Origin of the sequence: Streptomyces sp. 3N207, from assembly GCF_052246355.1 — a bacterium.
Taxonomy (GTDB): domain Bacteria; phylum Actinomycetota; class Actinomycetes; order Streptomycetales; family Streptomycetaceae; genus Streptomyces.
The window spans coordinates 217,479-230,224 of the sequence record NZ_JBQQBV010000002.1 but is presented as its reverse complement, the minus strand read 5'-3'; the positions used below and the strand labels follow the sequence as shown (position 1 = coordinate 230,224).

Sequence of the window (12,746 nt, the reverse complement as noted above, 5' to 3'; positions counted from 1 at the left end):
CTAATCACTCTCTTGTTGCTCGTCGAGGCGGTCGTGCGTGTCGGGCCCGCCCGCCGGGCTGTTGCTGGACACGAAGGCGGCCAGTCCGGCGAACGACTCCTCCGGCGGAACGCCGTGGGTGTCAGCGCCCGCCGCGGCACGCATGCCGTTGCCGGGGCCCGGTACGTCCGTGAGCTGCTTGCTGCGCTTGGGCAGACCGCCCGGTGTGGTGCCGTCCGGAACCGGCTCCTCGTCCGGGAGGACCAGGCTGCCCGGAGCAGCGGTCCCCGTCGGGCCGCCCGGGGCGGCTTCGGAGCCGGCCGTGCCGGGTTCGGGCCGAGCGGTGACGGGTTCGGGCCGAGCCGTGCCGACGGGTTCGGACTCCCGCCGGGGCTTGGTGGCCCGCGCCCGCTCGGAGTACATGGGCTTGTCGAGGGGCTTGAAGTACTTGTGGGGCACCACCACGACTGCGGCGGTGCCGAGCCACGGCGAGTCGTCGAACGTGATGGTGATGCCGTACTTGCGGGCGAGATTGCCCACCACACGCAGGCCGATCTGCGCGTCCTCGGCCAGCCCGCCCGGCCCGGAGCCGATCATCACGCCGTTCAGCAGCCGCAACGCCTGCTGCCTCTTCTCCGCCTTGAGCCCGGTACCCGCGTCCTGGATCTGGATGCCCAGCCCGTTGGGCACTTCCCGGCCGGAGACGATCACCGGTTCCGCCGGAGGCGAGTACCGCGTCGCGTTGTCCATGAGGTGCGCGAAGATCAGCGTGAGGTGGTCGACCAGGTTGCCGTCCACGCCCAGTTCGGGCAGTCGGCGTAGCTGTACGCGCTTGTACTCCTTGATGCGTCCCATGCCGCCGCGGACCACGCTGATCAGCGGCTGGTGGGTCTGCCACTGCCTGCCCGGGTGGTCGGCCCCGCCAAGCACGACGATGCTGGCGGCCAGGCAGTCGGCCGGGCCGATCTCCTGGTCCAGGTGCATGAGGTCACGGGCAACCGCCGGCAGCCTGCAGTGCTCACCCTGCATCTCGTGCAGTTGGGCACGGATCTTGTTCGTGTAGACCTGCATCCGGCTGCCGATGCTCACCACCGACTGGCGGGCAGAGGTGCTGCGGTCGAACTCCTCCTCGATGGCGAGCATGGCGGACCGCAGCAGCTTCCTGAGCGTGCTCTTGAACTCCTGCGGTACGTCGGGATCGTCGGCCAGCGGGCGCAGCAGATCGTCCATCGCCTCGCCCGCGCGCAGTTCGTCGATGGCCTTGGGCAGGAACTCCTCGGCGATCCGGACCAGTTGCGCCTTGTGGAACTCGGTCAGCTGGGAGAGCCGCGTTTGCAGCGAGGAGACCTCAGCGGCGTGCTTCTCCTGCACGGACGCCAGCCAGTGCTCCGCCTGCGCCTTGTCCGCCGCCGCCTGCGCCTGGTGGTTCCCGGCGGCCTGGCGGGCGCGGCTCTCGCAGTTCAGCAGGCGCTCGACGCAGATGGCCGTGGCCGCGGTGGCCAGCGCCCCGGCGAGGAGAACAGTCGGCCGGCCCTGGGCCGACCCCGCGACCATGGCCACGGCCGTGGCCAGGCATATCGCTACGGGTAGTGACCACCACGCGTACCAGGCAGCGGGCAGCCGGGCCGCGGGTGAGTTCGTGGCTCGTTCCATCTGGGTCCTCAACCATTTTTCAAGCGGGGCTGGGTCGGAAACGCACTCGTCCTACGGCCGCTGCCGTACGGCGAGGCGGCGTTCACCGAATGGCCTGCTGGTGGTGCTGGTTCCTTTTCACGGGAGGCATGAAGCGGTCGGCGGCAGGCCAACGGCGCCCTGCGAGTGCGTCAACTCGCCGGGAGTCGGGGAGCTTAACGAGAAGAAGGTCCGCCCCGCAGGAGATGCCGTGTTCTGCCATGCATCCCGGATTTCCGTTCGAATACAACAGGCGAGATCCTTCGCCCCCGCTTCCGGGGCGCTTTGCGGGAATTTCCAGGCGCCACGTATCGCCGACGATCCATCCCGGCGTTAACGGCAGCACTTTCCGGCTTCCTCCGTTCGGAGAATGCCGCCCGCTTGACTGTTCTTGCTCATTTTTGATCGCTCAGGGCGGCGGAGCGCGCGCCTATCTCACGGCTGACCTGGACACATCCCCTCAGTCTGGGGAAACTGCCCTAGCACTGGCAGCTACCCCCCTCACCGGCCACGTCCGCCGGCCGGCCGCGAGCCTTCGCGGCCGACGGGTTGACAGCCTCTGCTGCCTGTGTGACCTGGCCCAACAGGTCGTCAGCTGAAAAGTGCACCACACAGTTCTCCCGTGTCCGAGGAGGAGCACTGCGCCACCGCACGCCCCACCGCACCACTGGCCGTCATGCACCGCAGCACCGACGTGAGCGCATCCACGAGCAGGAGGACTCACCGATGGGACGAAGCGGAATCAGCACCGAACTGGCAAACGTGGTCAGAGACTCCATCAAGAGCTGCACGGAAGATTACAAGCGCCGCGAAGAATCCGGTATCGCACGCAGTAACAGGGCCGCGTGCGGAGAAGAGCGGCACGGGGACAGCGTGATGTTTCCCGTGGAAGGGACGCTGACCCTCGCGCCCAGGGCATTTCCCGCACCCGACGACCACGGTGCGGAACGTCTGCGCAGGCTGGACGCGTGTCTCGCCGTGATAGAGCAGGCGTTCCCCGGCGTGGAGACCGGCATCCGCCTGTGCCGGCTCTCGTGTGAATTGTTGGAGGGCGCCTGGCGCGAGCGGGCGGAGAGCACGGACGTTGCACCCCACGATGATTCGTGCACCTGCACGCTCTGCGCCCACTTACCCAAGCCGCTCATCCGCAGCCTGGACGACTACAACTGGCGTAGAAGCGACGGACGCCCGCTCTCGATCAAAACCTGGCCCTTCCGAAAAGAACTGGACAGCGTGTTGACCGGCGGCTGGGTGTGGACCAGGAAGATGAACGACTCCGACCGGGATCTCGGCCTCAGGTTCCGGCACGAGGACGACATCCTGGTGCTCCACGAGTACAAGCGCGTCGAGGCGGCGATCCAGATGTCCGACACCGTCCGGGCGGTCGAGCAGCGCCTCGCCGAGGACCGTACGACCAATGGGGCACGCGCCCTGATCTGCGGGCTCTACGCCGCCTACAAACGGTCGGTCGACGAGCACTGGCTCAAACGGCACGTGTCGGGCACCGTCACGCTGCCCCAATCCACACCGCTCGACCGCTCGGCCTACACCCTGCTCCAGCTCATGGACTGCCTGTTCTGGCACGTCTCCCCCGACAGCGAACTCTGGCAGGAGGAACACCTCGCCTCGCTGGTCCTGTGCCGGGTGCTCAACGACATGACCGACGTACGCGCGGACGCGGTCACCGGGGAGGCCAGCAACTTCTGGCTGAGCTCCATGTCCACGCACGAGAAGGCCCTGTACGGAGCGTGCGTCGTCGCGCTGATCAAGTACGGGTGCATGCCGGAAGCGCACGGCCTGCTGTGGAACACCTGGCTGATGGGCACCACGATCGTCTGGGAGGGGCTGACCGGGCGGCACGCCCTGTGGTTCGACGGGATCACCAACGGCCTGCCCCCAAGGGACGGCTGCCCACTGTGCGGCATCGAGCCCAACGCCTGCACCGGTCTGCTGACCGACGGAGTCACACTGCGCATCGGCTGTACGCCCACGGTGGACGCTCTCGGCGAACGCGCGGCCCTGCTCTCGGCTCGCTGCCGTAGCGAACACCCGGAAGTGTGGCGGCTGTTCGACCAGGAGCTCGCCACTTTCGAGGCGCTGCACGGGGAATGGCACGGTGACGTCGGCACGGTCTGGGTCGTACTGCGCCGCACCTACATAGCCGCCGTCATCGCCTCCCTGGCAGGCGGCGAGGGAGCCCGCGACGTCCAGATCGACTCCGGCAACGTCGGCGCGGACTTGTTCCACGCACTGCACCGACCACCTACCTGGAAGGAGGACACGGCCCTGCTCGCCTACATGTTCGGCTGCGCCCATCCGCACTTCCTCTGGAACGCCCAGGCGTTCGCATCCACCGCAGTCGGCGGTGACTGGCTGGACGGCTGAGCGGCGCCGAACGGCAGGGCCTCGCGGGACGCCGCATCAGCCCCACCCTCACAGTTGTCCCGGTGAGGGGGTGCCCTTGCCCGAGTCACTCCGGCTGCGGGTGGCACCGTCGCTGGGCGCGCAGTTCCCCGCGCCCCTTACGGGGCGCGGGGCGCTTCCGCGCAGCCTCCGCGGCGTAGAAGGTCAACCACCTGGGCGTGGAGGGCCGCCAGCCCTCCGGGCGGCAACGGTGCGGGACTGCCGGTGAGGGTGTACCACTCTTCCGCACCGGCGTACTGCACATCGATCGCGGCTCGCCCCCCGGCCGCTCGCCAGGTCACAACGGTCACCTCGCCGGTGATGACGCCGACCTCGTCGGTCATGATGCCGCCCGGGCCCGCCTGGACACGGTCCTCGTACCTGTCCGGGCCACGGCCCGCCTCACGGCCGGTCATCGCCCGCACGTCTCCAGCATGTCGTCGAGCTTCTGCTTCTCGGCGCGGGTGACCGTCAGTTCGTACGTGGATTTCACCGCGGTCCAGGCGCGAGCGTACGTACACCAGGAGGTCTTGGCCGGGGGCTGCCACTCCTCGGGGCCCTGGTCGCCCTTGGTCCGGTTGGTGGAAGCGGTCACCGCGAGCAGCTGTGGGTGGGTCAGATCGTTGGCGAACGCCTCGCGCTTGCGCTGTGTCCAGGCGCCTGCGCCGGAGCGCCAGGCGTTGGCGAGCGGGACCATGTGATCGATGTCCAGTTCGGAGGCGTCGGTGATTTCCTTGCCGTCATAGAGGCTGGTCCAGCGCCCGGAGACGGCCCGGCACTCCTCGTTGCGTTTCACGTCGGTGCCCGCACGGGCGAGGACTCTCTCCCGGGTGTCGCAGCTGTCGCCCTGCGCGCTCCAGTGCGGGAACTTCTCCCGGCTGTAGCCGGACATCGACCTGTGCGCCGCCACCTTGAGCCCGGACAGTTCGCGTTGGGCCGTCGCCGCGCTCGGTACCCCCGGCAAGCCCCTCTCGCCGGCCGCCCGGTCGTCGTCGGTCCGCCCGGAGGCGGGCGGCTTGTCCTCCGGCGGCGAGGACGACGTCCCCCCGGACGAACAGCCGGCCACCGCGAGCATGACCAGCGCCACCGTCCCCGGACCCCACCACGGCTGACGCCTCATAGCTCCCCCGTGCCTCCGCCTCGCCGACTCTCCCGGCGGGAGCCTACGGCAGGACCGGGCGCGGTGGCACGGGTGTGGATACGACGAGCGAGCTGGTGGTCTGGCCGTGCAGCAGGAATCGGTCGAGTACGGATTCGAGGTCGCTCAGCTCCGGCACATGCACTTTGAGCAGAAAACAGTCCTCACCCGAAATCCGGTGGCACTCACTCACTTCCGGTGTCCGCTCGGCGAGTTCGGTGATGCGGGCCATCTGGCCGGGGCCGGGCCGCAGCCTGATCCAGGCCGCGACGGGGCGGCCGAGCGCCGCGGGGTCCACATCGAGCCGGTAGCCGCGGATGACGCCCGTCTCCTCCAGCCGCCGGATACGGTCCCGCACGGTGGGCGCGGAGACGCCGAGTTCGCGGGCGAGCTCCGAGGCACCCCGCCGGGGGTCGGCCGCCAGCAGGCGCAGCAGGCGTCCGCTCAGCTCATCGACAGGCTGTTTTCCGTTCTGAAAGCGATCATTGGTCACGGCTTTCCCTTCCGCGGATAACCAGCACTCCTGGCCTTCAACCGTCGATGGCTCTGTGCGCTGCTGCTTTCTAGGTTAGAGGGCATGCAGAACCCCAGCACCGGAACCGCTCGCGGAAACGGCGCCGTACGCAGCGGGCAGATCGCTGACACCCTGCGTGCCGTGCGCGTACGACGCGTACCGCCGCACGCGTACTTCGTCGTCAGCGCCGTCTTCCACTACCTCGGCCCGGCCTTCGCCGTTCTGCTGTTCGCGCATGTCCAGCCGTTGGGCGTCGCCTGGCTGCGGATCGTCACGGCCGCCGCCGTGTTCGCGGTGTGGCGGCGGCCCTGGCGGCGGTGGCGGTCGGCCGACCGCGCAACCCGGCGCTCGCTGCTGGCCTGGGGCGCGCTGCTGGCGGCGATGAACTCGAGCTTCTACCTCGCCATCGACAGACTGCCGTTGGGCACCGTCGCCGCGATCGAGTTCCTGCCGGTGATCGCCCTCGCGGCGGTGGCGGTACGGAGCAGACGCAATCTGCTGGCGCTGGTCACGGCGGTCGCCGGGGTGTACCTGCTGACCGACGTGCACCTGGCCGTCGAGCCGCTCGGGCTGTTCTTCGCGGCCCTCAACGCGGCGCTCTTCGCGCTCTACGTCGTCCTGGCCCACCGCGCCTCCCGCAACCCCGCCGTCAGCGGCATCGACGGGCTGGCGCTGGCGATGCTCATCGCCTCGGCCGCCGCACTGCCCGTCGGCATCGTGCAGGCCGTACCCGCACTGTCCGACCCCGGGCTGCTGGCGGCGGGCGTGGGCGTAGGTGTCTGCTCGTCGGTGATCCCGTACGTCTGCGACCAGTTGGCCATGGCCCGGCTGAGCCGGGGCACGTACGCGCTGCTGGTCTCCCTGCTGCCCGCCACCGCGACCGTCATCGGAGTACTGGTGCTGGTGCAGATCCCGGTGCCGTTGGAGGTCGCCGGGATGGCGCTCGTGGTGCTGGGCGTCGCCGTACACCGCGAACGGTCGCCGGACATACCGGGCGACCCAGCCGACATACCCGCCGGCCCGCCGGACGTACGAAGCGGCGCGGCCCCGGCGCCGACTCCCCCGCCCGACAGCGACCGATGACCCCGCCCGACAGCGACCGCCAGGGCGAGAAGGACCACGACATGCACTACACCCGGCTCGGCACCACCGGCCTCACCGTCTCCCGTATCTGTCTGGGGATGATGAGCTACGGCAACACCTCCGAACGCGCCTGGCACCTCGACGAGGCGGCGGCGGAACCGCTCCTGCGGCGCGCGATCGAGGGCGGTGTCACCTTCTTCGACACCGCCGACGTGTACGACGACGGCGTCAGCGAGGAGCTGACCGGCCGCATGCTGCGCAGGCTCTTCCGCGACCGGGAGGCGTACGTGCTGGCGACGAAGGTCTACTTCCCCATGGGCCCGTCCCCCAACGACCGCGGCCTGTCCCGGAAGCACATCATGGCCGCCGTCGACGCCTCGCTGCGCAGGCTCGGCACGGACTACGTCGACCTGTACCAGATCCACCGCTGGGACTACGGGACACCCATCGAGGAGACGATGGAGGCGTTGCACGACGTGGTGCGGGCGGGAAAGGCCCGCTATCTCGGCGCTTCGGCCATGTACGCCTGGCAGTTCGCGAAGGCGCAGCAGATCGCTCGCGAGGCGGGCTGGACCCGGTTCGTGTCGATGCAGAACCACTACAACCTCGTCTACCGCGAGGAGGAACGGGAGATGCTCCCGCTCTGCGCCGACCAGGGTGTCGGCGTGATCCCGTACAGCCCGCTGGCGCGCGGCCTGCTCGCGGGCGGTCGCGAGCGCGGCGGCGCGCGGTACACCGTCCGGGCAGGTGACGACCCGCTGGCCGACGAGATGTACGAGGATGCCGACTTCGACGTGGTCGACGCCGTCCGCGCACTCGCGGCCGAACGGGGCGTGCCCCCGGCCCGGATCGCCCTGGCCTGGCTGCTCGGCAACCCCACCGTGAGCGCCCCCGTGGTGGGCGCCACGAAGGCCGCCCACCTGGAGGACGCACTCGCCGCGATCGACATCGACCTGAGCGCCGCGGAACGCCGGCGGCTGGAATCTCCGTACCGCCCGCACCGCGTACTCGGCCACACCTGACCCGTCCACGAAGCCGATCCCCTCCGACGAGCGGCGCCGCGAACTCGTCGTCTGCCGTTGGTCCGTTGGTGCCGGATGGCCTGTGGGAGCTGCCAGAATCCGTGCATGGTTGCGACGACATATCTGACTCTGACCACGCAGTTGGTGGAGCTTGGCCTGGTCACCAGAGAGCGGATGGATGACGTGTTGGCGGCGGAAGTGGAGGACAGCTCCGACCTCGAGGAAGAACTGGAAGAGGTAGACATCTTGGAGATACTGGAGGAATGCGGCGTTGCGGTTGTCGTGCACGGCGAGGATGTGGACGACCTGGAGGAGAGTTACCAGGAAATCCTGGAAACGGCAGCGGCGTGCTCCGGCGGCACGGTCACGGTTTCCGGCGTGGAACTCACCGAAGACGAGGACGAGGGTGAGTGCCTGAAATTCCGACTCAACGGCGAGTCCATATCGTGGCCGATGGAGCATCAGGCCGAGGACATTCTTGACCAGTTCGCCGTGTGGCAGTACATCGACGATCTGGAACCCGGGGGCGACGATCCGAGAGTGTTCCATCCGATTCCGGGCGGGACGGCCGAGGACGATGTCTACGTCCTGGCCACACCGGAGCAGGCCCGCGCCCTACGGGACGCGTTCGGCCTCAAGCTGGAAATGCGAGGCTTGCCCGACCCCGAGGACTGATCCCGGGCTGGGGTGAGCGCTCGTATCGGCCCGCACCGGCGGACTTGGTGAACAGCCCTCCGGTGACGCCGTTCGCCTCCCGCCGTCCGGAAGTCCGTTGCTCATAGCGCCCGCCAGGAAGCACTGGATCGTGCCCGCCCCGAGTTGTCCGGCGGGGTCGGTTCCCGAACCGGAACTCCTTCTACACCTACAGCGGCCTCACCGCAGCCCTTGACGCCTACCCGGCATTCGCCAACACGGGCTGGCCAACGTCAGCCACGAAACCGGCGGCCTGGTCCACGTCGTGGAGCAGGACCAGAGCAACTACCCCCACTACTGCGACGCAAGCAAGCCGTACGGCTGCCCCGCCGGCCAAGCCGCCTACTACGGCCGCGGCCCCATCCAGCTCAGCTGGAACTACAACTGCAAGGCAGCGGGAGATGCGTTGGGCATCGATCTGCTCAACGACCCGTACAAGGTGGAGCGGGACTCCGCGGTCTCCTGGAAGACCGGCCTGTGGTACTGGAACACCCAGACCGGCCCCGGCACGATGACCCCGCACGACGCCATGGTCAACGGCGCCGGTTTCGGCGAGACGATCCGCGCGATCAACGGCACCTTGGAGTGCAACGGCGGTAACCCGGGTCAGGTCCAGAGCCGGATCAACAAATACAAGGAATTCACCGGGATACTGGGCGTGCCCCCGGGCGAGAACCTCAGCTGCTGAGCAGTTCGCAGGCCGGCAGCTCCGTTCGGGGACCGTATCGGCGCCGAACGCCGAGCGCCGGACACCTGACGCAGCCCGGGCCAGGATCGCCTGGCCCGGACTGTTCCGTTCCGCGCGTACGTCAGCTACGGCCCCCGCCGTCGCAGGTCAGATGGTGAAGGTGGCCAGCACCACATGGTGGTCCGACGTGGGTGTGGGGATGCTGCGTGCTGAAGTGGCCTTCAGACCGCGGTGGAAGAGGTAGTCGAACTTCTTTCCTACGTCGTGTGTCGGGGGGCAGGTCGTGGTGTCCGGTACGCATCGGGGGTCGGCCTCCTTCCAGCCGGACTCCCACAGCGGCTTGAGCGGGCCTTTGCCGGTGGGCTCGCTGTTCAGGTCGCCCATCAGAATGCCGGCCTGCGGGGTGCCCACGCCGTTGGCCAGCGCCTTGGTCTGTTCGGTCTGGGTGCCCTTGTAGCCGATGTGGGTGTTCCACACCGGAACGGTCCGGTTGCCGAACCCGATGCGCGCCCACACCACGCCGCGTTCCTCCTTGTCCTCCGAGGTCGACACGGCCGGCAGCCGGAAGTTGCCCTTGCTCAGGATCTTTCCGGCTCCCTTTCTGACGAGAAGGGCGTCGCCGTTGGCGCCCTTGCTGCCCGCCCCGTTGCCGCAGCGCCAGTCGGTGCGCCATGTGCCGTGAACGGCTTCGTAGTGGAGACCTTGCGCTTTCAGGTCGTCGAGCAGGTGGTCGACCCACTTCACGCAGATCTCCTGAAGGCCCAGCACATCGGGGCGCTGATTCTTGATGACGTTGGTCCAGCCCGGCTTGTACCAAGGGTGTTTGGGCATCTCCCAGTTCCAGGTCATCACCCGGACGGACCGGGCGGCTGCCGGTGCCGGCCCCGCGGCGGCGTCGGGCCGTGCAGCGGCTTCCGCGGCAGCGCTCCGCGGCTCGTCGGTCGGGGATGCCGGTGCCTGTGGCGAGGTGTCGCGGAGCGACTGGTTCGTGGCGGTGGGCGTGGCGCAGGCCGTGGTCGCGACCAGCAGCCCGGCGCCGAGCACTGCGAGGACGGTGCCCAGGCGGGCGCGGTTGGCTGTCATGTCTCCTCCGTGAAAGTGGTGCCGTGGCAGAGAGGCGGCCCGGGCCGGTCGTCAGGCCCGACGACGGGCTCGAACAGCGGCGTTGTTGCCGTGGCGCCGCGATCCGGCGCAGCCGGACGCAGTGGATGCCTGTGGGGTGGCTGCCCCTGCCGGTGAACGTCTGGGCCGGGGCCGACCAGGCACGAGCATGCTGACGTGGTCCGGGCGGGGGCAAGACACTGCGGCTGTCCCGGACAGCTCTCGGCTGTCCCTGCTGGTCAGCCGACTGTCCGAGGGCTGTCCCAGCGCTCTTCGGTACCGTCAGGCACTCGGCTCCCGGGGTGCGAAGGTCGCTCCCGGCAGACCGGAGCGGCGCCGATCCCCCCAGAAAGCCCGGAAGTTGACGGACCGGCAGCGCCGGGCCACCTGCGTCGGGGAGTGGGCATGGCTGCCGGCGGCATCGGCGCTCGGGGGCTTCGACCGGGGACGCTTCGTGTCCTCACCGGCCAGAAGACGTGCACATCGAGCACCCACCGGCCACCGACGCGTACGCACAATACGTGCATGCCTGGCCACAGCACGTGGTTCGGCGGTTCCCCCTGCCGGGCAGCAGATTCCGGGCGATGGTTCAGCTGTCAGCGACCACCGCGTGCAGGACGAGGATGGCCAGATCGTCCTCGAGCGGCTCCGGACCGAAGGCGTGCGTGGCCTGACGCACCCGTTCCGCCACCGCCGCGGCCCCCAGTCCGACGCAGCCGGCGAAAATCTTCGCCAGGCCGTCGTCGTCGTCCAACTGTCTGCTTCCGTTGCGGCGTTCCGTCACCCCGTCGGTCACGCACAGCAGCGACTGCCCCGGCGCCAGATCGAAGCTGTAGGCCGTGAAGTCGGAGCCCTCGTCGATACCGAGCAGAAGCTGTGACTCCAGCACCGGCACGACCTCACCGTCCACGGACAGCTTCAGCGGAGGCGGATGTCCGGCGCTGGCAGCGGTGCAGTGGGCACCGCCGGCCCGCTCGTCGGGCTCCAGCTCTCCGTAGATGAGGCTCAGAAAGCGCGGCTGGGCGCTCTCGCCGCCCACGGCCACGGCCTCGGCGCCCTCCTCGGCCATGGCGGCGTTCAGCTTGCCGAGTACGGATTCGACGCCGTGCCCCTCGCGGGCGAGCAGCCGCACCAGGTGGCGGGTGAGCCCGGTGACGGACATCGCCTCCGGGTCCTTGCCCTGGACATCGCCGAGCAGGAAGGACCAGCGGTTGCGGCCCATGGGGAAGAGGTCGTAGAAGTCGCCGCCGACGGTCTGGCCCATCGCGTGCGGTTCGTAGACGATCGCCGTCTCCACGCCCGGGAGGTCGGGGAGCGACCGCGGCAGCTGCTTGCGCTGGAGTGCGCTGCTGATGGTGGTCTGACGGGTGTACTGGCGGGCCGTGACGACTGCCTGTGCCACCCGGCGCGCGACGTCCTCCACCGTTCGGGCGGCGAAGCCCGTCATCTCCGTCGGACCGGACCTGCCGATCACCAGCGAGCCCACACAGCTGCCGCCCGCGACCAGGGAGAAGGCCAGCGCCGAACCGCTTCGCCCGGACGCCTCACCGGGCCAGGGCCAGGGGAGGCCGACGGTTCGCAGGCCGGCCGGCGGCGGATCCGGTTCGAGGGCGAAGCGCAGCGCGGCGACCTTGCGCTCGTCGGAGTGCCAGACCCGGGACAGCCGCATCCCGCCGGTCTCCGTGGTCAGCCAGACCGCGCACCAGTCGGCCAGCCGCGGCACCAGCAGCTGGCCGGCCAGCGCCGCGACCATGTCCTCGTCAAGCTGCCCGGCAAGGAGCTCGCTGGCCTCGGCCAGGAAGGCGCCGCCGGGGTCGGTCCACGCCGCGGTGCGGCGCTGGTCCGCCTGCCCGGGGGCGGAGAAGATCTCCGCGGCGGCCAGCTCGCGGTGCAGGGCCTCGCTGAGGGCGCCCGAGGGCTTGGGCACATCGGAGACGGCGATACGGAACCAGACGATCTTCTCCGTACGCCGGTAGACCACGCCCCAGGACTCGGCCAGCGATCCGACCATCTGGAGGCCGAGCCCCCGCGCGCCGGTGCGGCGGGCCGACGAGTCGCCGGTGACGACGCGGCCCGAGGGCTGCGCGTCGGTCACCTCGACCAGGACGGCGACGATCTCGACCGGGCCGCCCTCGGTCGCCCCGCCGTCAGGCGCCGCACGCTGGGCCGCGTCCTGCGGAGGCAGGGACCGCGTCTCCACGGTGCAGGCGACTTCGATCCGGGTTCCCGCGTGTACGAGGGCGTTGGTGACGAGTTCGCTGACGAGGAGCTCCGCGTCCTCGGTCAGCCGTCTCGTCTGCGACTCCGGCGTCGCGCTGGAGCGGCCGTGCTTGTCGATCTCCGAGCGTACGAGCGCACGCGCCGCGGAGGGCGCGAGGTGACTTGTGGGGAGGGCCCGCCGCGACGCGGGATCGCTCAGGCCGACGGACGGTAGTCGCACAAGCCTCTCCTGAC

At 69.6% G+C, this 12,746-nt stretch carries 10 protein-coding genes and 1 pseudogene; 5 read left to right on the top strand and 6 right to left on the bottom strand.

Going from position 1 to position 12,746, the window contains the following annotated elements:
- A complete protein-coding gene (locus ACTWP9_RS03815) occupies positions 1–1,632 on the bottom strand; it encodes an ATP-binding protein (RefSeq protein WP_443244501.1) in 1,632 nt (543 codons plus the stop codon).
- 744 nt (positions 1,633–2,376) lie between these two features.
- Between ACTWP9_RS03815 and ACTWP9_RS03810 the strand changes: the two genes are divergently transcribed.
- Positions 2,377–4,035 (top strand): hypothetical protein, encoded by a 1,659-nt coding sequence (locus ACTWP9_RS03810; protein WP_443244500.1) that lies wholly within the window; start codon positions 2,377–2,379, stop codon positions 4,033–4,035.
- A gap of 137 nt (positions 4,036–4,172) precedes the next feature.
- On the opposite strand, the gene ACTWP9_RS03805 is transcribed toward ACTWP9_RS03810, so the two are convergent.
- From ACTWP9_RS03805 to ACTWP9_RS03795, 3 genes are read right to left on the bottom strand one after another with little or no spacing between them, the layout of a single operon-like run.
- Positions 4,173–4,469 carry a hypothetical protein gene (locus ACTWP9_RS03805; protein WP_443244834.1) on the bottom strand — a complete coding sequence of 99 codons (297 nt, stop codon included), beginning with the start codon at positions 4,467–4,469 and terminating at the stop codon, positions 4,173–4,175.
- Entirely contained in the window at positions 4,466–5,173 is a 708-nt protein-coding gene (locus tag ACTWP9_RS03800; RefSeq protein ID WP_443244499.1) for an HNH endonuclease family protein, read from the bottom strand. The genes ACTWP9_RS03805 and ACTWP9_RS03800 overlap by 4 nt, the downstream gene beginning before the upstream one ends.
- Before the next feature lie 43 nt (positions 5,174–5,216).
- Positions 5,217–5,684 carry an Lrp/AsnC family transcriptional regulator gene (locus ACTWP9_RS03795; RefSeq protein WP_443244498.1) on the bottom strand — a complete coding sequence of 156 codons (468 nt, stop codon included), beginning with the start codon at positions 5,682–5,684 and terminating at the stop codon, positions 5,217–5,219.
- An 84-nt stretch (positions 5,685–5,768) separates the two neighbouring features.
- On the opposite strand from ACTWP9_RS03795, the gene ACTWP9_RS03790 reads away from it, so the two are divergent.
- The 4 genes and pseudogenes from ACTWP9_RS03790 to ACTWP9_RS03775 all read left to right on the top strand — a co-directional run.
- The gene (locus tag ACTWP9_RS03790; RefSeq protein WP_443244497.1) at positions 5,769–6,788 is read left to right on the top strand and encodes an EamA family transporter; all 1,020 of its coding nucleotides are present in this window, start codon (positions 5,769–5,771) and stop codon (positions 6,786–6,788) included.
- A 41-nt stretch (positions 6,789–6,829) separates the two neighbouring features.
- On the top strand, positions 6,830–7,810 hold the full coding sequence (locus ACTWP9_RS03785) for an aldo/keto reductase (RefSeq protein ID WP_443244833.1): 981 nt from the start codon (positions 6,830–6,832) through the stop codon (positions 7,808–7,810).
- Between the two features lie 105 nt (positions 7,811–7,915).
- Complete coding sequence (locus tag ACTWP9_RS03780; RefSeq protein WP_443244496.1) at positions 7,916–8,485, top strand: hypothetical protein; 570 nt, start codon at positions 7,916–7,918, stop codon at positions 8,483–8,485.
- Positions 8,486–8,646: 161 nt separating this feature from the next.
- Positions 8,647–9,191, top strand: a pseudogene (locus ACTWP9_RS03775) (chitinase); the annotation flags it as partial.
- Between the two features lie 147 nt (positions 9,192–9,338).
- Here ACTWP9_RS03775 and ACTWP9_RS03770 read toward each other — a convergent pair.
- Both ACTWP9_RS03770 and ACTWP9_RS03765 read right to left on the bottom strand, forming a co-directional pair.
- Complete coding sequence (locus ACTWP9_RS03770) at positions 9,339–10,274, bottom strand: endonuclease/exonuclease/phosphatase family protein (protein ID WP_443244495.1); 936 nt, start codon at positions 10,272–10,274, stop codon at positions 9,339–9,341.
- Positions 10,275–10,881: 607 nt separating this feature from the next.
- Complete coding sequence (locus ACTWP9_RS03765) at positions 10,882–12,732, bottom strand: SpoIIE family protein phosphatase (RefSeq protein ID WP_443244494.1); 1,851 nt, start codon at positions 12,730–12,732, stop codon at positions 10,882–10,884.
- Positions 12,733–12,746 lie beyond the last annotated feature (14 nt).

Coding starts and splice junctions, on each gene's coding strand:
- ACTWP9_RS03800 (WP_443244499.1), bottom strand. CDS start 5,173: ATGAGGCGTCAGCCGTGGTGGGGTCCGGGGACGGTGGCGCTGGTCATG.
- ACTWP9_RS03785 (WP_443244833.1), top strand. CDS start 6,830: ATGCACTACACCCGGCTCGGCACCACCGGCCTCACCGTCTCCCGTATC.
- ACTWP9_RS03770 (WP_443244495.1), bottom strand. CDS start 10,274: ATGACAGCCAACCGCGCCCGCCTGGGCACCGTCCTCGCAGTGCTCGGC.
- ACTWP9_RS03805 (WP_443244834.1), bottom strand. CDS start 4,469: ATGACCGGCCGTGAGGCGGGCCGTGGCCCGGACAGGTACGAGGACCGT.
- ACTWP9_RS03810 (WP_443244500.1), top strand. CDS start 2,377: ATGGGACGAAGCGGAATCAGCACCGAACTGGCAAACGTGGTCAGAGAC.
- ACTWP9_RS03780 (WP_443244496.1), top strand. CDS start 7,916: ATGGTTGCGACGACATATCTGACTCTGACCACGCAGTTGGTGGAGCTT.
- ACTWP9_RS03815 (WP_443244501.1), bottom strand. CDS start 1,632: ATGGAACGAGCCACGAACTCACCCGCGGCCCGGCTGCCCGCTGCCTGG.
- ACTWP9_RS03790 (WP_443244497.1), top strand. CDS start 5,769: ATGCAGAACCCCAGCACCGGAACCGCTCGCGGAAACGGCGCCGTACGC.